This is a genomic window from Streptomyces sp. NPDC048523 (assembly GCF_043199815.1).
Lineage (GTDB): Bacteria > Actinomycetota > Actinomycetes > Streptomycetales > Streptomycetaceae > Streptomyces.
Genome location: NZ_JBICWQ010000002.1, coordinates 625,117 through 648,663, shown reverse-complemented (window position 1 = coordinate 648,663; position 23,547 = coordinate 625,117). Strand labels below are relative to the sequence as shown.

The following is a 23,547-nucleotide window of genomic DNA, read 5'->3' as shown; positions in this document are numbered from 1 at the left end:
GGCCCGAGCCACCTGGAACCGGAAGAACAATGTGCCCGACCGAGGGCCCGGGCGGTTCACTTAATTCAGGTCATTCCGGGAGCGATATCTGGACAGTTGATCGCATACGTCATCGACGACGGCCCTCATGTCGAAAAGCGTGACCGGCTTTTTGGCCCATTCCCGCCGTACGAGGAGTTCCTCCGGAAGCCGCGCGCCCGCCTCCGCGAAGTCGCCGTCGTCCAAGGCCACATCCTCGTACGTGAACCAGTTTCCCTTGGTGCCCGCCACGCAGCGGTACAGTCGCCGGGGCGGTCTCGGGGTCATGCGGTACTCGGCGAGATGGAAGGCGCTGCACGCCTCGAACCCCACGCGCAGCAACAGCACTTGGGCGTCGGCGGCGTAGAGCCGGGCGAGCGGTGAGCGCTCGCCGAGATGGCAGCGCGGGTCGTGCCCGGCGAGCAGCTCGCCCGCCCGCGGACCGATCGCGGCCAGCGAGGTCTGCGGGTGGTCACTGCGCACGGCCCCCCGAGTGGTCCGCACGCACTCGGCCAGCGCGCCCATCGACGGGCAGGGGGTGGCGTCCGGCTCGAACGGGGGCATCGACGCACGGAACGCCTCGGCCTCCGCCGCGCTCAGGTGCGCGACGAGGGCCCGGTGAGCACGGGAGGTGTCCGAGTTCTCGGGCGTGAAGGCGGGCACGACGAGCGTGCCGCGCGGCCCGAGGGCGTCGAGCAGCGCGTCACGGACCCGGGTGGGGGACAGGCCGGTACCGCTCAGGGAGGCGTGCACCATGAGGGGGGTGCCGGGGCGGACGGGCAACTCCGCCAGCAGGTCCTCCAGTTGGTTCGTCACGACCGCCCCGCGATCGCCGTCCACTCCTCGCGCAGCTCCGCGGCCAGTACCTCGCCGCTCTCGGTGAGGTCGCGGGAGGGCAGTTCGGTCAGGGCGGCCAGGGCGCGTCCGGCCCGGGCCAGGGACTGCAGGCCCTCGGGGGTCTCAGGGCCCCAGTAGGCCACGTCGCCCAGGGCGTCGACGGCCTCGGTGAGCACCCGCCCTGCCTGGTTGCCCGGCACATGCAGATCGGTCGTCGCGCGCAGGGCGGCCAGCCGGGCCCGGCGCCCGAGGCGCGGCAACTCCCTGACGAACATGGTGGGTTCGAAGTCGACGGCCACACCGAGCCCGCCCAGACCGTCGACGGCGAGCCGCACCCCGGCTCCGGCGACGAGCGGGGTGACGGCGTCGACACGCAGGGCGTTGCGGTCGTCGTCGGCCGCGGCCCCCTGCTCCGCGCGGAGCTCGTAGGCCGTCCGCAACCGCTCACGGAACGCGGCGAGCTCGTCCGGGTCCAGCGGGGCGGTGACGGGGGCCGGGTAGACCGCACGGCGGGGGTCGGCGTCGTCGATGAGCAGTGGCTCGGTGGCCGCCACCTTGAGAACCGTCAACGGCCGCCAGGCGTCCGTGGGTTGGTCGCCGACGGTGAGGAGAGCCCCGTCGGCGGTGCGGACGTCGAGACCCCGCGCGCTCACCACGGCCTCCACCCGCCCCGGTGCGGGCAGGGTCAGGGTGCCCAGGGTCGGCAGGTGCAGTTCCCGGTCCGGCTGCTTCCAGGTCAGTCGCAGCGGGGTGTGCGCGTGGACGGCCGCGGCCACCGCGACGCGGGCGAAGCGGGCGGCGGTGTTGTGGGCCGCCTCGGCATGGCGCAGGGCGGCCCGCAGGTAGGGGTGGGACAGCACCCGGTTGAGGTGCTCCGCGGTGCTCCGGTCCGCGTCCAGCCGGAGCAGTGCCGGCCAGGCCGCGTCCCAGTCGGGGTGTCCGGCCAGCCGCTCGTTGGCGTAGGCGAGGAGGGTCCGGTCCAGTGCCTGCCGGGCGAACCGCAGGGCCTCGGGGTCCAGGACGGCGGGCGAGAGGGCGCGGTCGGTGATCCGCTCGGCGATCCCGTCGACCAGAGCGCGAAGATCACGGCAGAACACCGACGGGTTGTCGAACTCACGTTCGCTGCTGTAGCGGTGGGCGTAGAGACCGCCACCGCAGGACTGCACGACCGGGCACTCGCGGCAGGTCTCCGACAGCCCGAGCAGGCCGCGCTGCCGGGCCCGTACGCCGGGATGCCGGGCCACCTGCTCGAAGGTGTGCTCGTTGACGTGGTAGCCCGTGGCGGGGGCGCCGTCATAGGCCGTCTTGAGTGAGTCCACCTGCTCGAAGGAGCCGTCCGTCTCCACGACCGCCAGATCGGACGGGGCCAGGCCCATGGCCTCGGTCAGGCTCGGCCCGCCCCGCAGGGTGCTGAGCACCGAGTCGAAGGTCCGCACCCGCACCTTGCGGCCCTGTTCCGTCCAGCGGTCGAACACGGCGAGCAGCCAGTCGGCGTACGGGGTCGCCGAACCGGACGAGCCGCGCGGCGGCGGGGAGTCCCAGGTGGAATGGGGCAGCAGGTAGTCGATCCGGGGCGGCGAGAGAGCGGACAGCGTGTCGTGCACGACGACGGGATCGTTCGCCACGTCCACCGTGCAGAGCAGTCCGCCGAAGAGGTGGCGGTACTCCTCGGTGCGCAGCAGGTCGATCGCGCGCAGGACGCGGTGGTAGCTGCTCCGGTACCTGCGGTCGAGCCGGTGCCGGTCGTTGGCGGCCTGGTCACCGTCGAGCGAGACGCTCACGAGGACGCCGTACTCCCGGAAGACCTCCAGGTGACGGCGGCTCAGCTGCATGCCGTTGGTGTGGATCTTCAGCTCGAGCTCGGTGACGCCGGCCAGTGCGGAACTGAACTCGGCGCAGATGGACCGCAGTCGGGCGGGACCGGCCAGCAGGGGCTCACCGCCGTGCAGGATGACGGTGACGGAGGCGAGGTCGTGCTCGCGCGCGTACGTGGCGAACCGTGCCGCGGTCCGACGGACCGTGTCCTGATCGATGACGACCGGGCGGGTCTTCCAGCTCTTGTCCGCGTGCTCGTACACATAGCAGTGGTCGCACGCCAGATCACAGCGACTGTGGATCTTCAGGACGAGTTGCTGGAGTGGGTGGTCCCCCGGAGAAACGGTCACTTAGCACACGCTACCGCGCGCCGTCACCCCCGCACGCCCTGAATCGGCCAATTGGGCTACCGCACACGTGTGTTGTGGTATCAGACCCGAATCCCGGGCGGATCGACCGCGCGCCGCCGTGGACGGAGCGCGCGGTCGCGGCCGGACTGTCCGCCCTACAGTGCGGAGTTGAAGGGTGCGGGACGCCTTCCCGGGCCACCCGTGACCCGGTCGGCGGCCTTCGTCGTGGCAGAGGAGTCGATCGCACCCAGCGGGGTGTGCTGACCGTGGGGGCCGGAACCGGCGGCCGTCGCGCGTTCCGTGACCGTCTGAGCCTTCATCTGTCTGATGTCTCCTTCCAGGGGACCGGCATGTCCCCGGCCCACTGGGACCAGAGGCCCACTGTCGGATGCGCATCATGAGACAGAGACAGCCCGGTTTTAGGCGGACGATACCTCAGCTGTCGGGCTCCGGAGCATGGCTGGGGGGCGCGCGCGCCCGCATACTCGGATGTCCGGGGGAGCCTGTTGTCGGGGGTGGGCCATGAGGGTCGGTATTCCGGGGCCGGGTGGCACGTGGAACGACGACGACCTCCCCCCGCTGTTCCGCGTTAACGATCAACTGGCGATCACCCATCAGAGTGAATCCTTCCGCGCCGTCCGCGCCCAGTTGGTCGTCCTGCTGGCCGCCACGACCTCGGCCATGCTGGCCGAGCGCCTGGACAGTCATGTCCCGGCGCTCCTGGCCGCGCTGTTGTACGCCCTGACCATCGGCATCGGTCTGCACACCACGCGCCGCCGTGCCCGCGCACGCTGGCAGGCCCATCGTGCCGTCGCCGAGATGCTGAAGTCCCTGGCGTGGCAGTACATGGTGCACGGGGGCATCTTCCACTCCCAAGTGGCCAACGCGGACGCGCTGTTCGCGGAGCGGGTCGAGGAACGGCTCAGGGAGATGCGCAAGGTGGGCTGGGAGGACTCCAGGAACGGCGCCCACGCTCGTGGCGAGGGCCAGATCACGCCGGTGATGCGGCGGGTGCGGGCGAAGCCCTTCGCGGTGCGGCGCGACGTCTATCTGCGCGAGCGGCTCATGGAACAGCACGCCTGGTACCGGCGTCGTGCCGCGCAGGCCCACCGCGCCTCCGTGCAGTGGTCGTCGGTGACCGCCGTACTGACCCTGCTGGCCCTGCTCGCCGCCGTGCTCAGGGCGGCCGGAATGCTCGGCGGCTGGGACCTGACCGGGGTGCTCAGCGCGTCCGCGGCGGCCGGGGTGGCCTGGCAGGAGGTGCGCCGGCACCGGCCCTTGACCTACGCGCACTCGCTCGTCGAGCAGGATCTGGAGACCCTGCGGGTCGAGATGAGCACGACCGTGACCGAGGACCGGTGGGCCCTGGCGGTGGCCGAGGCGGAGCGGCTGGTGTCACCGCAGCACTCGGACTGGCTGGGCAGGTTCGGAAGTTGACGGGCAGTCAGGGAACGCGCCGTCAGGGCTCGCGGCGCACGTCCGGCTCCCACAGGACGGTCACCGGGACTCCCGTCCGGCGCGCGTAGGCCACCACGTCGCCGGTGCCTCCCCGGCCCCGGGCCGGGCGGCCGTCCCACACGGCGACCAGACGGTCGCAGTGGTCGACGATCCAGCGGCCCGCCGCGAAGTACGCCTCCTCGTGCGTCGGCTCGGGCGGCAGCTGGACGCGGTGCGCGCAGGCGCCGAGGATCCTGCGGTACCCGGCGCGTGCCGCGTCGTCGTCGAGGTGGGCCTCGTAGTCCATGCCCGGGATCACCGCCGTCACCGGGACACCGCTCTCCAGGGCGATGTCCGCGAAGATCTGGTCGGCGCCGGCCGCGAGACAGGTGAAGGCCTCCAGGGCGCCGCCGCCGAGCTGTCCGCGCATCTCCGCCCGTACGCCCGGCAGGACCGGTCCGGGGATGGAGCGGTGGCCGGTCACGCCGATCCGGGTGACGGAGACAGGAGCCGGCGTGGTCACGGTGGGACGGCTTGCGGCCTGTCGGGTCGTCGCGGTTCCGCTCGTCACGAGAGAGCCTCCCCCAGCCGTCGGAAACTCCACCGTAGCGCGACCGGCGGGGAGCATGCAGGGGCGCACCTGCTCACACCGGGCTCGTCGGACGCGGTCCGGCGAAAATCGTTTGGCGCCGTGAGTGCCGGGAGAGGGATGGTGCGACCCCGTCCCGCCCGGCGTGCGCGCCGACGACTCCCAAGTACCAGTCGGTTGGTTTCCTGTGGAGCCGGGAAGACAAACTGATCACCAGAGCACGTCGTGACACAGGCAGGGGTGGGACGCATGGTCGGACAGGAACGCGCGGAGGTCACCCGGTCGGCCATCCTCGACGCGGCGGCCCGTGCCTTCGACGCCGAGGGGTACCACGCGACGTCGCTGGGGGACATCGTGAAGGAGGCCGGGGTGACGAAGGGCGCGCTGTACTTCCACTTCGGCTCGAAGGAGGAGCTCGCCCAGGCCCTCGTCGACGAGCAGTTCTCCGCCCTGGAGTCCGTCACGGACACGGGCAGACCCGGGGTGCAGACCGTCATCGACATCGTGCACTCCATGGCCCGGCGGCTGGTGGCGGACGTCCGGGTGCGGGCCGGCATCCGGCTGGTCGTCGACCAGAGCTCCAGGACGGGCATCGTCAGCGAGCCGTACACCCGGTGGATCGAGCTCTTCCGGGAGTGCCTCGTCCAGGCCCAGCAGCGCGGGGACGTCAAGGCGGACCTCGACCCCGGGCGGGTGGCCCGGCTGATCGTCGGCTCCTGGACCGGACTGCAGCTCAGCTCCCAGGTCCTCAGCGGGCGGGCCGGCCTGACCGAGGAGACCACCCTCATGTGGGAGATGCTGCTGCCGAGCATCGTGCCGCCGCGACGACTGGAACGGTTCCATCCCGAGGGCACGGCGTTGGTGCCCGAAATGGTCTGACGGGGTCTGGCGGGGTCTCACGGGGGCGCGGGCCGTGGCGCCCGTCGTGCCTCAGGTGGCCAGCGGGTCGAGCGACATCGGCTCGATCCGGCCCTCCAGCATGTACCCCAGACCCTGTACGGCGCAGACGTCGGGCCGCTCGGCGATGTGCACCGGCATCCCGGTGGCCTGCCGCAGCATCTGGTCGAGCCCGGGGAGCAGGGCGGAGCCGCCGACCATCATGATCCCGCGGTCGGCGAGGTCGGCCACGAGGTCGGGCGGGCAGTTGCGCAGCACCCGGCCGATGCCGTCGAGCACGGCGGTCAGCGGGGTCTCGATCGCGTCCCGTACGGCGGCGGTGTCGACTCGCACGGAACGGGCCAGGCCGGTGGCGACGTCCCGGCCGTGGATCTCGGTGGAGGCGGGACCCTGCGGGGTGAGGCCGTTGCCGGAGAGGGCGAGCTGGAGCGGTCGTACGGACTGACTGGGCAGCATCAGCTCGTGCTCGTGACGCAGGTGCTGGACGATCGCGTGATCGACGGCCTCGCCGCCCACCGGGACGCGCTCGGCGGTCACGATCGACCCGAGCGAGAGCACGGCGACCTGCGTGGCGGCGGCCCCGCACACCATGATCATGGTGGCCTCGGGCCGCTCGACGGGCAGTCCGCAGCCGACGGCGGCGGCGATGAGGGTGTCCACGAGCTCCACGCGCCGCGCCCCGAGTCCCACCAGGGTCTCGATCGCCGCACGCTGGGCCAGCGGGTCGGCGTCGTGCGGGGTGCAGGCGGCGGCCCGCAGGCGGGGCTTGCGGCGCAGATTGCGGCGGATCTTGTCGCCGAGGAGGTGGCGCAGCATCCGCTGGGCCATCTCGATGTCCACGACGGTGCCGCCGGACACGGGCCGCACGACGCGGATGTAGTCGGGGGTGCGGCCCGTCATCTTCTCGGCGAACTCACCGACCGCGATCAGCGCGCCGGTACGGGTGTTCACGGCGGCGGCCGACGGCTGGTCGACGACGAGTCCGGCCCCCTTCACGTACACCCGCGTCCGCGCCGCGCCCAGGTCGACGGCGAAGTGGCAGCGGCGCAGCTGCTCCAGACTGGCGGTCATGGAGGTCCTCCCGAGAGCACAGACCGTGGGCCCCGCCGGGTGGCGGGGCTTAGTGGCATCGTGCGGGGGTGGGGGAGGGGGCGCCTGTATTAGGGGGCCGGGCGGGGTGCGGCTGAATGGGGGGTTTCTGTCGCTTGTGTCTTATGTAAGCGTCCCGTAAAGGTGGGTGATACGGAGTCAGGGGGCCGGGGGTCGCTCACGGCCGAGGTCTTTCTCGGGTGGTGCGATTACCCCGAGCTCCGCCAGATCCTGCGGCCGGATCCGCAACTGGTCCGCCGTCGACTCGGCCTCCTCCGGTGCTCGCTTCAGGATCGCCGCCGCCAGTTCCGGTGCGATGACGGAGAAGTAGCTGTCCGGTGTGGCGTACGTGGCCTCGGGTGCCGCCAGGGCGAGGGCGCCGCCGGAGCCGCCCTCGCCGATGAGGAGGGTGGTGATCGGGACCCGGGCGGAGGCGACCGTGGTGAACAGGTCGGCGATGGCCGCGCCCGCGCCCTGGCGTTCGGCCTCCGCGTCGTTGGCCGCGCCCGGGGTGTCCACCAGGGTGAGCACCGGGATGCCGAGCCGGTCCGCGAGGCGGATCAGACGGGTGGCGGTGCGGTAGCCGGCGGGCCGGGTCGCCGTGCCGGTCTGGGCGGCGTAGGCGATGGTGCGGCCCTCGCGCTCACCGAAGCCGCACAGCATGCCCGGGTCGGTACCGCCGCAACGGTCACCGGACACGGCCGCGCGGTGGGTGAAGTAGGCGTCCAGGTACGCCTCCGCGCGGGGGCGCTCGGCGGAACGGGCCCGACGGACCGCGTCCCACCCGGTGGGGGGAAGGTCGGTGGTGCCGAGCGGGTCCGGAACGGGGGCAGGCTCGACGGGCAGCGCGGGCAGCGCGGGCAGCGCGGGCAGCGCGGGGGGCGCCGGGGGCGCTGGGACGGGCGCCGAGTTGGCGGTACGACTGTGCGCGGCGCCGTCGTGGGGTGTGCTCGGCGGCGTGGCGGTCTGACCGGCCGCGGCCCTGTCGCCGAGGCGACCCGACGCCGCCACGCTATGACCGTCCGCCGTCCCGTCGCCGAGGTCTCCGCTCGACTGTCTCGCCAGCAGGCGCAGCCACCTGCCCAGCGTCTCCCGCAGCGCGACCGGCCGTACGACCGCGTCCGCCGCGCCCGCCGCCACCTGCGCCTCCGCCGTGTACGCCGCCGGGTCCGCGTCCGGAGGCCGGACCCGGGAGCCCGCGAAGCCGACCTGGGCGCCGGGGAGGGCGAGGATCACGTCGGCGCCCGCGCCCAGGGTGGCCCAGCCGCCGCCCGTGGTCGGGTCGCGCAGTACCGCGATCTGGGGGAGGCCCGCCGCCCGGGTGAGGGCCGACTCGCGGGCCACGCGCTGGAGTTGGGTCAGGGCGAGCATGCCCTCCTGCATCCGGCTGCCCCCCGTGGCCACCAACGGGACGACCGGCAGGCGGTGTTCGCGGGCGTACCGGTACGCCGCCTCCAGCCGGTCACCGGTGCGTTCGCCCAGCGAACCGCCGAGGAAGCCGAACTCGAAGGCGATCAGGACGGCCCGGGTGCCCTCGACGCGCGCGGTGCCGCAGATGACCGACTCCTGCTCGCCGGTACGTCCGGCGGCGCGGGCGCGCGAGGCGTCGTAGCCCTGCCAGGCGAGGGGCCCGTCGGGCCTGGACTGCCTTTCGGGGTAAGGGATTTCGGAGAAATCGTCGGTGAGCAGCGCGACCGTCTCGCGGGCGGACAGACGCTCAGCCATGCAGGGCCCGCTTCATGATCTTCCCCATGTCGTTGCGGGGGAGGGAGTCGAGGTGGTGGACGACCCGGGGCCGCTTGTGCGGGGCCAGGCGGCGGGCCACATGGTCCGCCAACTCGTCGAGCGACGGCGGTGCTTGGGGGTTCGCCGCGACGATCCACGCCACGATCCGCTCGCCCAGGTCCGGGTCCGGCTCCCCGGTCACCGCCGCCTCCCGCACCCCCGGGTGCTCGAGGAGCGCGTTCTCGATCTCGCCCGCCCCGATCTTGTAACCGCCGCTCTTGATCAGGTCGGTGGCCTTCCGGCCGACGATCCGCACGTATCCGTCCGCGTCCCGCACCGCCATGTCCCCCGTACGGAACCAGCCGTCCGCCGTGAACGCGGCCGCCGTCGCGTCCGGCCGGTTGAGGTACTCGGTGAACAGGTTCGGCCCGCGCACCTGGATCTCGCCCACCGTCTCACCGTCGTACGACGTGATCGGCGCCCCGTCCTCCTCCACCAGCCGCAGCTCCACACCCGGCAGCGGTACGCCCACGGTCCCGGCGCGCGGCTCGCCGTCCGCACGCACACTCGTGTTCATCAGGGTCTCCGTCATGCCGTAGCGCTCGACGACCCGGCGCCCGGTCGCGGCCGTGATGCGCTCGTGGTCGTGCACGGGGAGCGCCGCCGAGCCGGAGACGAGGAGACGGGCACCGGCCAGGGCCCGCACCAACTCCGGGTCATGCGCGAGGGTTTCGGCGATGCGGTGGTACATCGTGGGGACGCCGAAGAGCATGGTCGCGCCGTCGTTCAGCTCGCGGGCGACCCCGTCCGTGCTGAAACGGCCCAGGTGACGGACCGAGCCGCCGCGGCGGAGCGGGCCGAGGACGCCCAGCACCAGGCCGTGCACATGGAACAGGGGCAGGCCGTGCACGAGGGTGTCGTCCGACGTCCACTGCCAGGCGTCGGCCAGGGCGTCCAGGGTGGTGGCGACGGCCCGGCGGGGGAGCACGGCGCCCTTCGGGGGGCCGGTGGTGCCGGAGGTGTAGACGACCAGGGCGGGGTCGCCGTCCTGCGCCGAGTTGTCGCGGGCGGGCTCGCCCGTGGCGTGCACGTCGATGTCGATGCGCGCCAAGTCGCCGACAGCGGAAGGGAGTTCGGTGCCCGGTGCGGCGAGCAGCAGGCCCGGCGCGCTGTCGCCCAGGATGTGCCCCAGCTCCTTCTCGCCGGACTTCGGGTTGAGCGGCACCGCCGCGACACCGGCCTCCAGCGCCGCCACCACGGCCACCGCGGTCTCCAGCTCGGCGGTCGCCCAGACGGCCACCCGGTCGTACCGGGCGAGGCGACCGGCCAGGGCACCGGTCGCGGCGGCGAGTTCCGCGTACGTCAGGGAGCGGTCACCGAACCGCAGGGCGGGACGGTCCGCCGCGGCACCGGTCAGGGCCGGGAAGAGAGAGGACACGCGTCGTACTCCTTGACTGTCGTTGCTGCTCGGGGTGCGGTCGGGAGCCTGCCCGGTCTACCTTCGGGCGGCCGCCAGCACCGCCTCCACCACCGGCCGCAGCGACTGCGGGTGCAGGAAAAGGAAGAGGTTCGGCTCGACCAGCTCCAGTTCCATCACCCGCGGCTGCCCGTCCTCCCCGTCGACGAGGTCCACGCGCGCGTACAGCAGCTCCGGCGCGTCCGGTACGGCGGTCAGGGCGCGCTCGGCGACGGCGCGTTCGGCCGGGGTCGGCGTCCAGGGCTCCAGCCCCGGATGGGCGACCTTCGTGGCGTCGAAGGCCGTACCGGGGGCGAGGACGGCCCGCTTGCGGCTGGCGTGCAGCAGCCGGCCCCCGAAGAACTGCAGCGCCCGCTCCCCGCCCGCGTCGATCGCCCGCATGTACGGCTGCACCATCGCGGTCAGCCCCTCCGCGTGCATACGCTCCAGCTGCCGTACGGCACTGTCGTGCTGGTCCGGCGTGTACCGGGCGGCGTACCGCGCGCCCGCCCCGGACGTGGGCTTGACGACGTACTCGTGGTCGGCGGGCAGGTCGGCCGGGTCGCCGGGCGCGAGGTAGCGGGTCGGCACCACCGGCACCCCCGCCTCCGCGAGCTCCCCGAGGTAGCGCTTGTCGGTGTTCCAGCGCACGACCTGGGCCGGATTGGCGAGCCGTGTCACCTTGCCGCACCGCTCCGCCCACGCCACGAACTCGGCCGCCCGCCAGGTGTAGTCCCAGGTGGACCGGATGACGGCCAGGTCGTAGCCGGCCCAGTCGACGCCGCCGTCGTCCCAGAACACGGCGTCCGCCTCCGCTCCGGCCTCGCGCAGCGCCGCCACCAGCACGGGCAGGTCGGCGTCCTTGCTGGGCTCCGGGTGGGGGTCGTAGGTGACGAGGGCGACTCGGGGCACGGCGGGGGTCCTTTCCCATGGAGGCTCGTTCCGCAGGCTAACCGCAGCGGGGGAAACCGCGGCAACCCGTTTACCTTCCCCCTCGGTGAAGCCCCACCATCAGGAGCGAGGAACGGAGGACGCCGTATGGAGTGGCTGACGATCGGGGCCTTCGCGCGGGCGTGCCGTCTGTCGCCGAAGGCGCTGCGGCTCTACGACGAGCTGGAGCTGCTGCGCCCGGCACGCGTCGACGCGGAGACGGGCTACCGCTACTACACCCCGGCCCAGCTCGAACAGGCCCGGCTGGTGGCGTGGCTGCGGCGGCTCGGCATGCCGCTGGCCCGCATCCGCACCGTGTGCGCGCTCCCGCCCGCTGCCGCCGCCGGCGAGATCCGCGCGTACTGGGCGCAGGTCGAGGCGGAGACGGCCGTACGGCGGGACCTCGCCGCGTTCCTCGTCGACGAGCTGACGGCGACGCCGAGGAAGGACACCACCATGCTCGAACTGCGCTACTGCGCCCACTCGGACCCCGGCCGGGTCCGCCCCGCCAACCAGGACACCGCCTACGCGGGCGCCCGCCTCCTCGCGGTCGCCGACGGTTACGGCCCGGCGGGCGCCCCCGCGAGCAGCGCGGCCGTGGCGGCACTGCGGTTCCTGGACAGCGCGGAGCTCCCGGCCGGCAACGTCCTCAACCTCCTGGCCGACGCCGTGCACGGGGCGAGCGAGGCGGTGCGGGACGTGGCCGACGGCACCGACGAGAACGGCACCACCCTGACCGCCCTGCTCTGGACCGGCTCCCGCCTCGCCCTGGTCCACATCGGCGACTCGCGCGCCTACCTCCTGCGCGGCGGCGCCCTCTTCCGCATCACCCACGACCACACGGTGGTCCAGTCCCTGGTCGACGAGGGCCGGCTGACGGCGGAGGAGGCCGTCACCCACCCCCGGCGCGCCCTGCTCCTCAAGGCACTCACGACCGCTGGAGGCACCCCGGACCTGAAACTGCACGACGCCGAACCCGGCGACCGCTACCTCCTGTGCTCCGACGGCCTCTCGGCCGTCGTCCCCGACACCACCATCCGCGACCTGCTCACCACGGCCCCCGCCCCCGACACGGCCGTCCACACCCTGATCGACGCGGCGAACACCGCGGGCGGCCCGGACAACGTCAGCTGCGTGGTGGCGGACGTGGTGAAGACGACGACCTGACTCGCCCGCTCCCGGGCACAGGCTGAGGGGTGGGCACGGCGTGGCCGGCCTCGGGGGCACGGGAAGGGGTACGGCTCTTCAGCGTCGAGCGCGAGCAAGCGCGGGCCCGCGTCGCCGCCGAGGTGTTCGCCGACCGCCCCGGCGTGCGGATCCTCCAGGGCGACTGGCGGCGCATCGAGGGATCACGGCCCCTACGGCCTCCTCGTCCTCGATGGCGGAGGCACCGGCAAGGCCCCCGACGACACGCCGGCCGACCCGGCCCGCCTCCTCACCCCGGGCGGCAGGATCGTGATCGACGACTTCACAGTTGTCCTGAAGGGGCGATCAGCGCACCGCGAGCCTCTGCAGCAAGCCCCACGTGAACTCCGCCACCACCTCCCGGCGCACGCCCTTCCCGTCCGGGGCCGTGAACGTCAGGCCCCAGCGGGTCGGGGCCGTGCCCTCCAGGGGGCGGGCCGGGGGGAAGGCCCGGGCCGCCTCGTCCACCGTGCAGGACCAGGGGGTGAGGTCTTCCAGGGTGCGCAGGTCGGGGCCCTTGGATTCCGGCGCCCTGACCAGCCACTCGTTCCACACCGTCGAGCCGTTCGGGGCCAGCAGGATCTCGAAGCGGTGGTCGGGCCAGAGCGGCACGGGCCAGAGCCAGGCCTCGCACTCCAGGTCGCCGACCGTGCGGGTGAGGACGGTCTCGGGGGTGCCGAGGACCGAGCGGTACCGGGACGCGGCGGCCCGGGCCCGCGGGGAGCGGACCATCGCCTGCCAGCGCTTGTTTGCCTCCCGCATGTCCGCGATCGACGCGCCCAGGGTGTGTCTGGCGCCCTCCACCAGGTCGGGGTTGTGGTCGGCCATGCGGCGCAGCAGGACCAGCTGGAAGTCGTGGACGGTGAAGGGGCTAGCCGGGGGCTTTCCGGAGGGCATGTTCTCCATCGTCCCCCACCGCACTGACACCCGGGCGCCGGCCGTCGGGCAGGAAGAGCACCGAGTTGATGTACCGCGGGCGTTGGACGAAGGGCAGGACCCGGCGCAACAGCCCCTGGTCGACGACGTACGAGGCCGTCTCCTGGTGGGCCTCCAGGGGGAAGCCCGACAGCGGGACCCAGGTGGCGCGGGGCAGCACCCAGCCGTCGTAGCCGAGGAGGGACAAGTACGTCACCACCGGCGCGATCGGCTGGATCCGGGACTCCAGTTCGACGAAGAGCGCCGGTCGGTCGCGCGCGAGGATTCCCGTCGCCCCGCGCAGCACCGCCAGCTCGCTCCCGTCCACGTCGATCTTGATGAAACCGACGTCCTTCAGGCCCAGTTCGTCCAGCGTGACGCAGCGGACGTCCACCGCCCGGCCGTGGATGTCCCGCCGGACCAGGGAGGACACCCCGCGGTCGCCCTCGTCGCCGGGCGGCAGCCACAGCCGGGCGGTGCCCGGGCGGTCCGTGGCGGCGGCCTGGACGACCTGGACGTTCGCCGGGGCCGCCGAGGTCAGCAGCCGGGCCAGATGCGGGACCGGCTCGACGGTCACCACCTGCCGCGCCCGCCCGGCCAGCCGGCGCGTCCACGGCCCGTACCAGCCGCCCACGTCCACCGCCGTCCGGCAGTCCGCCGGGCACAGCTCGGCCAGGCGTGCCAGCTCCGGCTCGAAGCGCGGATACACCGCCCGGGCCGCCGCGGCGACGAGCCGGGTGGGCAGATGGGGGGCCACTCTCGCCGCCAGGGTACGGGCCGTTGCGGTCATGGAGTCATCCGTTTCAGGAAGTCTTCGTGTTCGTCGTCCGTCACCTGCTCACCGGAGGCCGGCAGCAGCTGCGGGATGCCGTCGACGATCGGGTAACGGCGGTGCAGCCGGGGGTTGTAGAGGACGTCGTCGGGCGGTACGAGGTGCAGGGGGCCCTTGTCGAGCGGGCACGCCAGGATCTGCAGCAGCGGGTCGTCGGGGTTCATGGGGGCGTCAACTCCTTGGCACCGATGGGCGGTTGGGGCGCCGGATCGTGCTTGGGCATGCTCAGTAGTACGCCGACCGCGAGCACCGTGCCCGCGAGCCGCAGCGTGAGCCGCAGCGGATCGTGGGGCAGGGACTCGCCGAACGAGAGCGTGCCGAGCACCGCGGTGTACAGGCAGGTCACCGTCGTGCACACCGGCACGATCAGCGAGGCCCGGCAGCGCTGCAGCGCCGCTTGCGACATCACCAGACCGAACGCCCCGGTGAACAACAGGAGATACGGATACGGAGAGGCCAACAGCTCAACTACCGCGCCGCCGAGCCCACTTGAGGTCAGATAACTCGACACGCCCTTGATCGCGAGCGAGCTGACCCCGTACAGCAGACCCACCGCCACGCCGTACTCGACACCGGTCGTCGGCATCCGGTGCCGGTGTCTCGTGCGCCGCTCGGCGGACCCGTACAGCCACACGCCCGCCGCCAGCGACGGCACGCACACCAGCAGGATCAGCTGGTACGGGGCGTCCCGGCTGACGTGTTCGGAACCCTCCTTCAGGGACAGCACGACCATGAGCAGCGCGGCGAGGATCGCGCCCAGGGCGTACCGCTCCCGCCCGGTCGTCTCCTCGCCCAGCAGCCGCGCCGACAGCAGCACCAGCAGCACCAGACCGGAGACGAAGATGCCCTGCGCTGCCGCGATCGGCAGCGTCCGGTACACCGCGAGCTGCGCCCCGAACCCGGCCGCCAGCGAGAGCGAGCCGCCGATCCACAGGGGGCTGCGGAGCACCAGCCCCAGCAGCTTGACCGGTTGCCGGATCGTCACCTCCGGCAGGGCGGTGAGCGCCCGTTTCTCCAGCACGAATCCGACGCTGTACAGGGTGTTCGCCAACAGGGCCGCCGCCACTCCCCACCACATGGTCCACGCCCCCTAGGTCTTGCGCGCGTGCAGCAGCAGGATCGACGCGAGCGACGGTCTGGCACACGCCAGCCGGTCCAGGGCGCGCAGCGGACGCGGCACCCCGTGGAAGGGCGCCCCCTCCAGCCGTACGACCTCGAAGCCGGCCGCCGCGACGAACTCCCGCAGCGCCCGGGCCGTGTAGAGCCGCAGATGCCCTACGACCTCCCGCCCCGGCCGCCCGTGGATCGCCCGCAGGCTCACCTCCGAGAAGACGGGCTGGACCCCGGCCAGCAGGAGTCCGCGGTTGTACCAGGCGGCCAGGTTCGGTGTGGACAGCATGAGATGGCCTCCCGGGCGCAGGATGCGGCGGATCTCGTCCAGTGCCGAGTCCGGGTCGACGAGATGCTCGACGACCTCGCTGAACAGCACGGCGTCGACCGAGGCGTCCTTGAACGGCAGCCCGGAGCCGGTGAGTTCACCGCGGACGGCGTACGGCAGCCTGCTGCGGGCCCGCTTGAGGGCATCCTGGGACCAGTCGACGCCGACGATGCGGTGGCCGGTGAGGAGCGGGGCCGCGGTGGCGGCCGCGGTGCCGTCGCCGCAGCCGATGTCCAGGACGGTGCGCGCGGCGGTTCCGGCCGTGCCGAGGGCCCCGGCCAGCATGCGGGCCTGGCGCAGGGAGCGGGGGGTGCCGGAGGCGACCGGGACGGCCGGGTCCTCGTAGAAGTCCCTGAGGCTGCGGCGCGGGGGTGCGGTGGTGTTCACGGGGCCACCTCCGTGGTGTGCAGGTAGTGCTCGAACAGGTCCCGCAGATGGGCGCCGTCGCCGTGGCTGAGCAGGGCCCGTGACCAGCGCAGGGCGAGGTGCAGCCGGCCCGCGGTCGAGGCGGTCGTGACGGTGAGGCCGCGGGGCATCCTCGCCGGTGCCGAGAACCACACGGCGTGCGCGCGCCCGGCCTCCTCACCGAAGTCCAAGGGGTACGGGATGCGGCCGATGTTGCTGAGGAGCGTGGTGGAGGTCCAGGGGGCGGCGGCTCTGCGCAGGCCCCGGGTGAGGGCCGCCCGCCAGGCCACCGGGGTGACCGGGGCGGTCAGCAGGCCCGCACCGTGGCCGAGTTGGGGGCGGGTGAGGGACTTGAGGGCGCGCGTGCGTTGTGCCGTGCGGCGCAGGAACGCGGGCATGTCGTCGGGGCCGTGCCGCAACTCGTCCGGCGCGAAGGGGACTTCCACCAGGCGGGTGCCGTTCCCTATCGGCATCGTCGTGTCCCTCGGGCGGTCGTCGACGGGCATCGTGATGCGGAGGGGGCGGGGTGGTTGTCCGTGTTCCTTGTTCCAGTGGGCGATCGTCAGGGCCGTGGTGACCATGAGCTGGTCGTTGACCGTGTAGGGGGAGCCCTTGGGGCGGTGGGGGAGGGCGAGTTCGGTGACGAGGAGGCCGTTGCCGGGGGAGTTCTCGGGAGTGCCTTGCGCCACGCGGGCGGGGCGGGACCAATTGGAGGGGGCGTTCTCGGGGGGTGCGGGGGGTTCTTGTGGGCGAGTGGGCGCGGGTGTCGGGGAGTTGTCCTTGCCGCCGTAGATTTCGGCTGCCGTGGCGAGTATGCGGAGGCAGGCGGGGCCGTCGAGGGCGGTGTGGTTGATGGTGAGGAAGAGGACGGTCGTATTTTGGCTGCGGCCAGGCGGGGGCTGGTCGCGCCGTTCCCCGCGCCCCTTGAGTGGGTGCAGCCCAACTAGGTCTGTTGCTTCGCTGCCTTCCGCCGGGCCCGCCCCCTCCACCACCTCCAGGCGTATCGGTGGGGACAGTGACAGCGGAGGCGCCTCCACCAGGGCCCTTGTGCGCGCGTCCCGCAATGCATCTCGCCCCGGCTCCGGGAAGCTCACCACCTCCACATCCGGCTCCGTCGTCAGCTCCCACTCGTAGCGGCGGCGGTACCGGCCCCCCGGCGCCTCCCGCATCAGGATCCGCGGGTGCCGGTGCAGGGCCTCCAGGAACGCCTTCCGGAGCCGTGACCGGTCCAGCCGTCCCGGCAGGTGCACCTCGATGTGGACCGTCTCCGGTTCCTCCTCCTGGAGGCAGTGGCGGGAGACCTCGTCGACCACCGGGAACGGGATGCGTGTCGGTGGGGTCATGTCGGTTCCGTCCTCCCCTTGCTCGCCTCGACCGGCGGCAGCTGCTGTGTCGGCGCCTCGGACTCGGGGGCTGTCTCACGCTCACCCACGCTCACCAGCGCCGCGAACAGGCCGATCAGCGCCAGCAGTTGGGCCACGTGCCCGAACGCCCCGTGCGAAGCGCCCACCGGCTCTCCCGCGCCCACCGCCGCGGCGATGCCCGCCCCCGCCAGGGCCGCGAAGGCGATCGGCACCAGGAACCCGTGCCGTCGGGACGCGAGCAGCGCCAAGGCCGGCACCAGCAGCGCGAACCACCCGGCGATCACCACGCCCACCAGAGTGAGCGCCACCACCCCGAGCCACACCCCCGGCGCCGGAGGCACCGGCTGCGGCTCGTCGGGGTTCGGGGAGCGCCTGCGCCACAGCACCAGGCCCACCAGTACCACCAGTGCGACCCCGCTGCCGATCAGCGCGCCGTCGTACGTCGTCGCGGGCTCGTACGACAGCTTCACCGTGCCGCCCGCTCCCGCGGGGATGCGCCAGCCCTGCTGCCAGCCGTCGAGCCGCAGCGGGGTGAGCGACTTGCCGTTCAGCGTGGCCTTCCAGCCGTCGTTGTAGTTCTCGTACGTCGTGAGGTAGGAGGCGGCGCCCGAGCCCACGTTCACCTCGCGCCGGTCGCCCAGCCAGTCCCGTATCCGCAACTCCCTTGACAGGGAGGTCGGTTCGGCAACCGTGCCGCGGGTCAGGGTGATGTCGGTCAGGGCGAGCGGGCCGGCGTCCCCGCCCTCGACGACGTGCTCACCGGACGGGAGGGACAGCTCGGCGCCAGAACGGCCCGACTGGCAGAGCGTCACGGTCAGTTCCCGCCGTTCGGTCAGGTCGCGGATCCGGCCCGACACGCCCGTCTGGTAGAGCTTCCCGTCGATGGCCATCACCGGGCCCTTGCCGCACGGCAGGGAGAACGTCCGGTCGGCCTTCGGCTGCGGGGTCCGGTACTGGTCGAGGGCCGGGAGGTAGGCCTCCGTCAGTCCCACCGGCAGCTGGAGGTCCTCGTCGGCGACCGGGTTGTGCAGGACCAGCGGGGCCGTCTTGGTGATCGTGATGTCGAGGCGGTCGGTCGTGATCGCGGGGAAACGCACCGCGCCGTTCTCGTCGACCCCGGCGACCGTCGCGCCGTCGGGTGAGGTGATGTCGACCTCGGTGGGCCGGGTGGAGAGGCCGCCCGCGGCCGCCAGCACCACCTCGGATATGGGCTGTTTGCCGTTCCAGCTGAGGTGGATGGTGGGGCGGTCGCCCGCGATCCAGGCCGTCGTGAGGTCGCCGTCGGTGAGGTTGCGGGCGGACAGGCCGGTGCCGAGAGTCGCCGTGGAGTCGGCGGTCGCGGTGATGCGGTTGCGCTGGTCGGGGGCGACCTCGTACAGCAGCCTGTCGAGCTCCTCCCCGGAGATCGGCACCGCGCTCGCCGTCACCGAGTACGTGCCCGAGGCCGCCGTGGTGAAGCGGCGGTGCAGGCCGGCCTCGGTGCCGGTCGGGGAGATCCCGGCCGGGTCGGGGACCCGGTGCAGGGAGACCACCTCGGCGGCGGAGTCCGCGGCGTCGGCATCGGCCGGCAGCCGCAGCAGCCGGGTCACCTGCACGTCCGGCAGGTCGATCTCGGAGAACCCGGCCCCGGCGAGCCCGGTCCGCCGCGCGACCGAGTCGACGATCGTCAGCTTCATCCAACCCGTCGTACCCGGAGGGGCCTTGATGCTCTGAGTCGACCCGTCGGCCCGCAGGAGGCTGGTGCGCGAGCCGTTCTCCGTCTCCACCCGCACCCTGGTCGCCGCCGACCGCACGCTGTCCTGCGGCAACGGCGTCACCTTGAACGACGAGGGCATGTCGTACGCCGGATCGGAGAACCCGATCCGCAGCCACTGCCCGTCCGGCGAGCCGGCGACACCCTCCGCCCAGGCGGTGTCCGGGTTGCCGTCGAAGGCGTTGACCGGGTCGAACTGCGGGAGGTGGAACAGCCAGTTGCCGTACGACGACGCCGTCACCGAGCGGGCGCCGCGCAGTTCCGCCACCGTCTGGTGGTCCTGGCCCGTCGTCGGCAGGATCTGGTGCGGTTTCTCACCGGCGTCCTGGGCGGCCCCGGAGGCGTTGCGCTCGTCGCTGGTGTACGTGTACGACGTGTTCGCGTTGACGAGCCCGAAGCGGGTGTCCGCGCGCCGCAGTCCGTCACCGACGATCTGGAGCGCCGGGGTGCCGAGCCCGGGGTGGTTGTCACCGGTCAACACCGTGGCCCTGCCGCGCAGTTCGGTCGCCAGCGGCAGCAGTGACTCGGGGCCGCCGGACACCTGGGCCGTGTCGGCGACCGGCAGCAGGCCGGCCTGTCCGGGCCGCGGCACGTCCTCGCTCGCCGGACGGTAGATCTCCACCGCCCGCTGCCTCGGGTACAGCCCCTCGATCTGGAGCGGGGTGTCGTTCGCGATCTTCCCGCCCGTCATGAGCGGCCCGAGGCCCGTCACCCGCTCGTAGCCGGACTGTTCGAGGGCCAGCTTGACGACCGAGGACGACACGGTGCCGATCTGGTCCGGGTCGAGGTCGTTGCGGACGACGACGTAGTAGACGCCGGCCCGGCTCAGGTAGTCGGCGAGGCCCGGGATCTCGCCGCCGGTCAGCAGCGCCTGCTCGACCGCGTCCGTCGCGCGCCGGTTGCCGGGGGTGCCGAAGGGGACGTAGTCGCGCTGCGCCCAGCGGGACTCGGCGAGGACGTCGAGGGGCTGGTCGATGGGGGAGCCCCAGGTGTAGATGCCGTGCGCGGTCGCGGGGACGACGAGGGCGCGCGAGTCGGGGGAGTACTTCTCCAGCCAGTCGGCCGTGCTGTGCCAGTACCTGGGCAGCTCCTGGAAGGAACCCGGGTTCAGGATCGAGCCGTTGAGATACGGCCACATCAGGCCGGGCAGGACGAGGACCGCCGCGATCAGCGGGGCGTACCGGCGGCCCCTGACCGCTCTCGCCCCGCGCGGCTCGGAGGCCACCCCCACCAGATGGGCGAGGCCGAGCACCAGGGCGAGCGCCAGCCCCGGCTGGAACTTGTAGATGTTGCGGAAGGGCGCGAGACCGCCGTTCAGCCAGTCCTGCACCACCCCGTGGAAGGGGGCGCCGAACGCGCCGCCGTACCCCGCGAGCAGCACCAGGACGGCCGTCAGCGCGGTCAGCACCAGCCACCGCCGCTCCGGCAGGTCCCGCCGCGCCAGCCCCGCTAGACCGAGCCCGGCCGCGAACGCCGAGCAGAGGATCACGATCACCGAGGAGGCCACGGTCCAGCCGGCCGGCAGCCACGCCTCCCCCAGGTGCAGATAGGCGACCCAGTTCCCGGCCCCGCGCAGGGCCTCCGTCGCCGACATCGTCTCGGTCGTGGTGTGCGCGCTCTCGACGTACGGCAGGAAGTTCTCGCCGTAGAGGCCGAGCAGCAGGAGGGGGATCACCCACCAGGCCGTCGCCAGGATCACGCCCGGCACCCACCAGGCGATCAGCTTGCGCTGCCGGGGTCCGGGCGGCCGGGACAGGAGATACAGCCCGACGGGCAGCAGAGAGGCCAGGGTGGAGACCGCGTTCACCCCGCCCATGAACGGGATGATGAGCGCCGAGCGCAGGGCCGCGATCCGGGCGCTGTGGCGCTCGTTCGTCAGCGGCAGCAGCACCCAGGGCAGGAAGGCGCCGGGCAGGGCGGCGGCGGAGGTCGAGCCGATGACGATGGTGAAGGTCGGCCACAGCGCGTACGCGACGGCGGCCAGCAGCCTTCCAGGACCGTTGCCGATGCGCAGCCGTTCGGCCAGCCGGAGCGCGCCCCAGAAGGCGACCGACACGATCAGCGACAGCCACAGCCGCTCCACGAGCCACACCGGCAACTGCAGGGCGTGGCCCAGCCAGTAGAACGGCAGCATCGGCCACAGATAGCCGACGTACTGGTCCTGGATGCCGCCGAAGGAGCCCTGGTCGTGCCACAGCTGCCCCAGGTCGGCGAGGAACCGCCCGGGGTCCGTGGTGACGCCCAGCTTGGTGTCGAAGGTCTGCCGGCCCGGGTGCACCGCGAGGAACAGCACGAAGACCACGGCCCAGAACCCCAGCAGCCAGCTCCGCGACCGCGGGCCCTCGGGAGGACCCGACATGACCGCGGTGCTGGGCACGGCTGCCGGAGGAGGGGCCTGGACCGTGGACGTCGTCATGGTGGACACCGCCGGAGGATGAGGAGGAGGTTCCAGGTGGCGATCTCGCGGATGCCGGGAGCCCGTACGACGGTCTCCGCGAGGAACGGCCAGTAGCGGGAGCGCGCCGAGACGACCGTGACGTCGTCCCGGGCACGCACCAGCCGCAGGGTCGGGCCGATGTGCACGGCGAACAGGTTCTCGCCGAGGGTGTGCTTGGCGGCCTTTCCGGTACGGCGCCGGTAGCGGGCGCGGGCCCGCTCGGCACCCAGGTAGTGCCAGGGCGCCCACTCGTGACCGCCCCACGGGGACAGCCAGTTGGTGAACGACACGTAGATCAGCCCACCGGGCCGGGTCACCCGGACGAGCTCGCTCAGGAAGATCTCCGGATCGGCCACGTGCTCGAGGACGTTGGAGGAGAAGGTGACGTCGGCGGCGCCGTCCCGCAGGGGGAGCAGGTAACCGTCGGCGATCACGGTGGAGTCGGGCGGTTTCTCACCCAGCTCGCGGGCGTCCGGCTCGAAGAGGAACGCGTCGGCCCCCCGTCTGCGGAACTCCTCGGTGAAGTACCCGCTCCCGCCGCCGACGTCCACGACGGTACGGCCGGCGACGGGACCGTCGTAGGCCTCGACCTGGTCGACGGCGTCGCGGGCGAGCAGCGCGTAGCAGGACTCGGGGTCGTCCTGTTCGTGGAGGAAGGCCCGGAAGAGAGTGAGGGAACGCCGAAGAGAGGGGTCCTTCGCCCGAGGCCGCGTCACGGTCCCCAGCCCCTCACCGCCTCGGCGGCAACGGCCCGGAACTGTCTGACGGTCCGGTCCCAGCGGTACCGGGCCGCCCGGTCCCGGGCAGCTTTGCCCATCAGCTCACGGCGGTGCCCCGACAGGGCGAGGGTGCACCAGGCGGCGGCGAACGAGGACTCACCCCGCGCGAGCACACCCGTCTCCCCGTCCACGACGGAGTCCCGCAGTCCGGGGACGTCGAAGGCGATGGTCGGCGTCTCGCGGGTGGCGGCCTCGGTGACGACCAGTCCCCACCCCTCGACGGCGGAGGGATGAAGCAGCAGCCATGCCTCGCACAGCAGCCGGTGCTTCTCGGCCTCCGTGACGTGTCCGGTGAACTCGACGCCGGGACCGGCGAGTTGTTCCAGCCGAGACCGCTCGGGGCCGTCCCCGACGATCACGAGACGGCCGCCGGTGACCGGCCGCACCCGTTCCCACAGTCTCAGCAGCAGATCGATCCGCTTGTACTCGACGAGCCGGCCCACGGCCACGAACAGCGGTTCCGGCGAGCGGCGGACCAGCGGTTCCGGTTCCTCGACGCCGTTGTGCACGACCCGGATGCGGTCCCGCTCGACACCGATCGCCCGCAGGGCGTGTGCCGTCGAGGGAGACACGGCGACCAGCAGACTCCGGTGCCGGGCCGCCGCACCGGCCAGCGCCCAGTGTTCGAGTCTTCGGCCGATCCGGGCGGCCGGCGCCAGGGGCCCGCCGAACCGCATCTTCCACAGGTCGGTGTGCACGTGGTTGACCAGGCACAGCGTGGGGCCGTGGTGCCACAGGGGCGCGAGGTACGGCATGCCGTTGCAGACCTCGACCAGCAGGTCCGTCTCGCCGACCTGGCGGGCGAAGGCGGTACGGGCGCGCAGGTAGTGGCCGAACTCGCCACCCGCCGACACGACCCGGTAGTCCCGGTAGGAGGCCGGGCCGCCGCACAGCAGGGTCACCTGGTGGCCCAGGCGGGTCAGTCCGTCGGCGAGCCGGTCCACGAGGAGCTCGGAGCCGCCGGCGGCCGGATTGTCGAGGTCACGATGGGCGAGAAAAACGATTCGGCGCGGAGGTGGGGGGAGCGCCGAAGAGTGGTGCGGGCCGTGCGAAGAGGGTTGCAGCTGCGACGCCTGGGGAAGCGCGCTGCGCAGCTGGTGGGGCACGTGCTGGGGCATGGGTGCTCCAACTCGTCTCAGGGTGCGGAACTCAGCAGTGTCTTTCAGGCTGGTTGTGGGGGGACTGAGTGCTTCCTAGGAGGAGGGTGTGGACGGGTTGTGCTTGGGTGGGGTGGCACAGTTTTCGCCCACCCGTACGCCGTGGCTACTCACGTACGTGACAATTTCCGGGCTTATT

20 protein-coding genes are annotated in these 23,547 nt (G+C 72.7%); 3 read left to right on the top strand and 17 right to left on the bottom strand.

The window, feature by feature from the left end; translation table 11 throughout:
- Positions 1-60: 60 nt before the first annotated feature.
- From ACGFWE_RS11940 to ACGFWE_RS11930, 3 genes are all read right to left on the bottom strand, one after another.
- A complete protein-coding gene (locus ACGFWE_RS11940; protein WP_393600197.1) occupies positions 61-774 on the bottom strand; it encodes an AAC(3) family N-acetyltransferase in 714 nt (237 codons plus the stop codon).
- Positions 775-830: 56 nt separating this feature from the next.
- Positions 831-3,020: a radical SAM/SPASM protein FxsBH, inactivated beta-hydroxylase extension form gene (gene fxsBH / locus ACGFWE_RS11935; RefSeq protein WP_393599593.1), complete on the bottom strand. Its 2,190-nt coding sequence runs from the start codon at positions 3,018-3,020 to the stop codon at positions 831-833.
- A 155-nt stretch (positions 3,021-3,175) separates the two neighbouring features.
- Positions 3,176-3,340: a hypothetical protein gene (locus ACGFWE_RS11930; RefSeq protein ID WP_393599591.1), complete on the bottom strand. Its 165-nt coding sequence runs from the start codon at positions 3,338-3,340 to the stop codon at positions 3,176-3,178.
- Positions 3,341-3,542: 202 nt separating this feature from the next.
- Here ACGFWE_RS11930 and ACGFWE_RS11925 point away from each other — a divergent pair, with 202 nt between their 5' ends.
- Positions 3,543-4,457, top strand: coding sequence for a DUF4231 domain-containing protein (locus tag ACGFWE_RS11925; RefSeq protein WP_352383549.1), 915 nt, complete (start codon positions 3,543-3,545; stop codon positions 4,455-4,457).
- Between the two features lie 22 nt (positions 4,458-4,479).
- Here ACGFWE_RS11925 and ACGFWE_RS11920 read toward each other — a convergent pair whose 3' ends face one another.
- On the bottom strand, positions 4,480-4,980 hold the full coding sequence (locus tag ACGFWE_RS11920) for a hypothetical protein (RefSeq protein ID WP_352384351.1): 501 nt from the start codon (positions 4,978-4,980) through the stop codon (positions 4,480-4,482).
- 315 nt (positions 4,981-5,295) lie between these two features.
- Between ACGFWE_RS11920 and ACGFWE_RS11915 the strand changes: the two genes are divergently transcribed.
- Entirely contained in the window at positions 5,296-5,925 is a 630-nt protein-coding gene (locus ACGFWE_RS11915) for a ScbR family autoregulator-binding transcription factor (RefSeq protein ID WP_393599589.1), read from the top strand.
- A gap of 51 nt (positions 5,926-5,976) precedes the next feature.
- On the opposite strand, the gene ACGFWE_RS11910 is transcribed toward ACGFWE_RS11915, so the two are convergent.
- The 4 genes from ACGFWE_RS11910 to ACGFWE_RS11895 all read right to left on the bottom strand — a co-directional run bounded on the left by ACGFWE_RS11910 (position 5,977) and on the right by ACGFWE_RS11895 (position 11,125).
- Positions 5,977-7,014, bottom strand: coding sequence for a rod shape-determining protein (locus ACGFWE_RS11910; RefSeq protein ID WP_352383545.1), 1,038 nt, complete (start codon positions 7,012-7,014; stop codon positions 5,977-5,979).
- 177 nt (positions 7,015-7,191) lie between these two features.
- The gene (locus ACGFWE_RS11905; protein ID WP_393599587.1) at positions 7,192-8,757 is read right to left on the bottom strand and encodes a carboxyl transferase domain-containing protein; all 1,566 of its coding nucleotides are present in this window, start codon (positions 8,755-8,757) and stop codon (positions 7,192-7,194) included.
- On the bottom strand, positions 8,750-10,195 hold the full coding sequence (locus ACGFWE_RS11900) for an acyl-CoA synthetase (protein WP_393599585.1): 1,446 nt from the start codon (positions 10,193-10,195) through the stop codon (positions 8,750-8,752). Before ACGFWE_RS11900 ends, ACGFWE_RS11905 begins: the two co-directional genes overlap by 8 nt.
- 57 nt (positions 10,196-10,252) lie before the next feature.
- A complete protein-coding gene (locus ACGFWE_RS11895; RefSeq protein WP_393599583.1) occupies positions 10,253-11,125 on the bottom strand; it encodes a RimK family alpha-L-glutamate ligase in 873 nt (290 codons plus the stop codon).
- 126 nt (positions 11,126-11,251) lie between these two features.
- Here ACGFWE_RS11895 and ACGFWE_RS11890 point away from each other — a divergent pair, with 126 nt between their 5' ends.
- The gene (locus ACGFWE_RS11890) at positions 11,252-12,310 is read left to right on the top strand and encodes a MerR family transcriptional regulator (protein WP_393599581.1); all 1,059 of its coding nucleotides are present in this window, start codon (positions 11,252-11,254) and stop codon (positions 12,308-12,310) included.
- A gap of 324 nt (positions 12,311-12,634) precedes the next feature.
- Here the strand turns inward: ACGFWE_RS11890 and ACGFWE_RS11885 are convergent, their stop codons facing one another.
- From ACGFWE_RS11885 to ACGFWE_RS11845, 9 genes are read right to left on the bottom strand one after another with little or no spacing between them, the layout of a single operon-like run.
- The gene (locus ACGFWE_RS11885; protein WP_393599579.1) at positions 12,635-13,234 is read right to left on the bottom strand and encodes a hypothetical protein; all 600 of its coding nucleotides are present in this window, start codon (positions 13,232-13,234) and stop codon (positions 12,635-12,637) included.
- On the bottom strand, positions 13,200-14,033 hold the full coding sequence (locus ACGFWE_RS11880) for an FkbM family methyltransferase (RefSeq protein WP_352383534.1): 834 nt from the start codon (positions 14,031-14,033) through the stop codon (positions 13,200-13,202). Before ACGFWE_RS11880 ends, ACGFWE_RS11885 begins: the two co-directional genes overlap by 35 nt.
- Entirely contained in the window at positions 14,030-14,239 is a 210-nt protein-coding gene (locus tag ACGFWE_RS11875; RefSeq protein WP_352383532.1) for a Trm112 family protein, read from the bottom strand. The genes ACGFWE_RS11880 and ACGFWE_RS11875 overlap by 4 nt, the downstream gene beginning before the upstream one ends.
- Complete coding sequence (locus ACGFWE_RS11870) at positions 14,236-15,141, bottom strand: hypothetical protein (protein WP_393600196.1); 906 nt, start codon at positions 15,139-15,141, stop codon at positions 14,236-14,238. The genes ACGFWE_RS11875 and ACGFWE_RS11870 overlap by 4 nt, the downstream gene beginning before the upstream one ends.
- A gap of 24 nt (positions 15,142-15,165) precedes the next feature.
- Entirely contained in the window at positions 15,166-15,900 is a 735-nt protein-coding gene (locus ACGFWE_RS11865) for a methyltransferase domain-containing protein (RefSeq protein WP_393599576.1), read from the bottom strand.
- Positions 15,897-17,261 (bottom strand): condensation protein, encoded by a 1,365-nt coding sequence (locus ACGFWE_RS11860; RefSeq protein ID WP_393599574.1) that lies wholly within the window; start codon positions 17,259-17,261, stop codon positions 15,897-15,899. Before ACGFWE_RS11860 ends, ACGFWE_RS11865 begins: the two co-directional genes overlap by 4 nt.
- Positions 17,258-21,451: an alpha-(1->3)-arabinofuranosyltransferase family protein gene (locus ACGFWE_RS11855; RefSeq protein WP_393600195.1), complete on the bottom strand. Its 4,194-nt coding sequence runs from the start codon at positions 21,449-21,451 to the stop codon at positions 17,258-17,260. The genes ACGFWE_RS11860 and ACGFWE_RS11855 overlap by 4 nt, the downstream gene beginning before the upstream one ends.
- On the bottom strand, positions 21,448-22,188 hold the full coding sequence (locus tag ACGFWE_RS11850; RefSeq protein ID WP_352383526.1) for a class I SAM-dependent methyltransferase: 741 nt from the start codon (positions 22,186-22,188) through the stop codon (positions 21,448-21,450). Before ACGFWE_RS11850 ends, ACGFWE_RS11855 begins: the two co-directional genes overlap by 4 nt.
- Complete coding sequence (locus tag ACGFWE_RS11845) at positions 22,185-23,369, bottom strand: glycosyltransferase family 4 protein (RefSeq protein ID WP_352383524.1); 1,185 nt, start codon at positions 23,367-23,369, stop codon at positions 22,185-22,187. The genes ACGFWE_RS11850 and ACGFWE_RS11845 overlap by 4 nt, the downstream gene beginning before the upstream one ends.
- Positions 23,370-23,547: the final 178 nt, after the last annotated feature.

Bases quoted from the DNA above. Each gene is read 5' to 3' on its own strand.
- ACGFWE_RS11905 (WP_393599587.1), bottom strand. From the start codon at position 8,757: ATGGCTGAGCGTCTGTCCGCCCGCGAGACGGTCGCGCTGCTCACCGAC.
- ACGFWE_RS11925 (WP_352383549.1), top strand. From the start codon at position 3,543: ATGAGGGTCGGTATTCCGGGGCCGGGTGGCACGTGGAACGACGACGAC.
- ACGFWE_RS11875 (WP_352383532.1), bottom strand. From the start codon at position 14,239: ATGAACCCCGACGACCCGCTGCTGCAGATCCTGGCGTGCCCGCTCGAC.
- ACGFWE_RS11910 (WP_352383545.1), bottom strand. From the start codon at position 7,014: ATGACCGCCAGTCTGGAGCAGCTGCGCCGCTGCCACTTCGCCGTCGAC.
- ACGFWE_RS11885 (WP_393599579.1), bottom strand. From the start codon at position 13,234: ATGGAGAACATGCCCTCCGGAAAGCCCCCGGCTAGCCCCTTCACCGTC.
- ACGFWE_RS11940 (WP_393600197.1), bottom strand. From the start codon at position 774: ATGGTGCACGCCTCCCTGAGCGGTACCGGCCTGTCCCCCACCCGGGTC.
- ACGFWE_RS11855 (WP_393600195.1), bottom strand. From the start codon at position 21,451: ATGACGACGTCCACGGTCCAGGCCCCTCCTCCGGCAGCCGTGCCCAGC.
- ACGFWE_RS11860 (WP_393599574.1), bottom strand. From the start codon at position 17,261: ATGACCCCACCGACACGCATCCCGTTCCCGGTGGTCGACGAGGTCTCC.
- ACGFWE_RS11915 (WP_393599589.1), top strand. From the start codon at position 5,296: ATGGTCGGACAGGAACGCGCGGAGGTCACCCGGTCGGCCATCCTCGAC.
- ACGFWE_RS11930 (WP_393599591.1), bottom strand. From the start codon at position 3,340: ATGAAGGCTCAGACGGTCACGGAACGCGCGACGGCCGCCGGTTCCGGC.
- ACGFWE_RS11880 (WP_352383534.1), bottom strand. From the start codon at position 14,033: ATGACCGCAACGGCCCGTACCCTGGCGGCGAGAGTGGCCCCCCATCTG.
- ACGFWE_RS11890 (WP_393599581.1), top strand. From the start codon at position 11,252: ATGGAGTGGCTGACGATCGGGGCCTTCGCGCGGGCGTGCCGTCTGTCG.
- ACGFWE_RS11845 (WP_352383524.1), bottom strand. From the start codon at position 23,369: ATGCCCCAGCACGTGCCCCACCAGCTGCGCAGCGCGCTTCCCCAGGCG.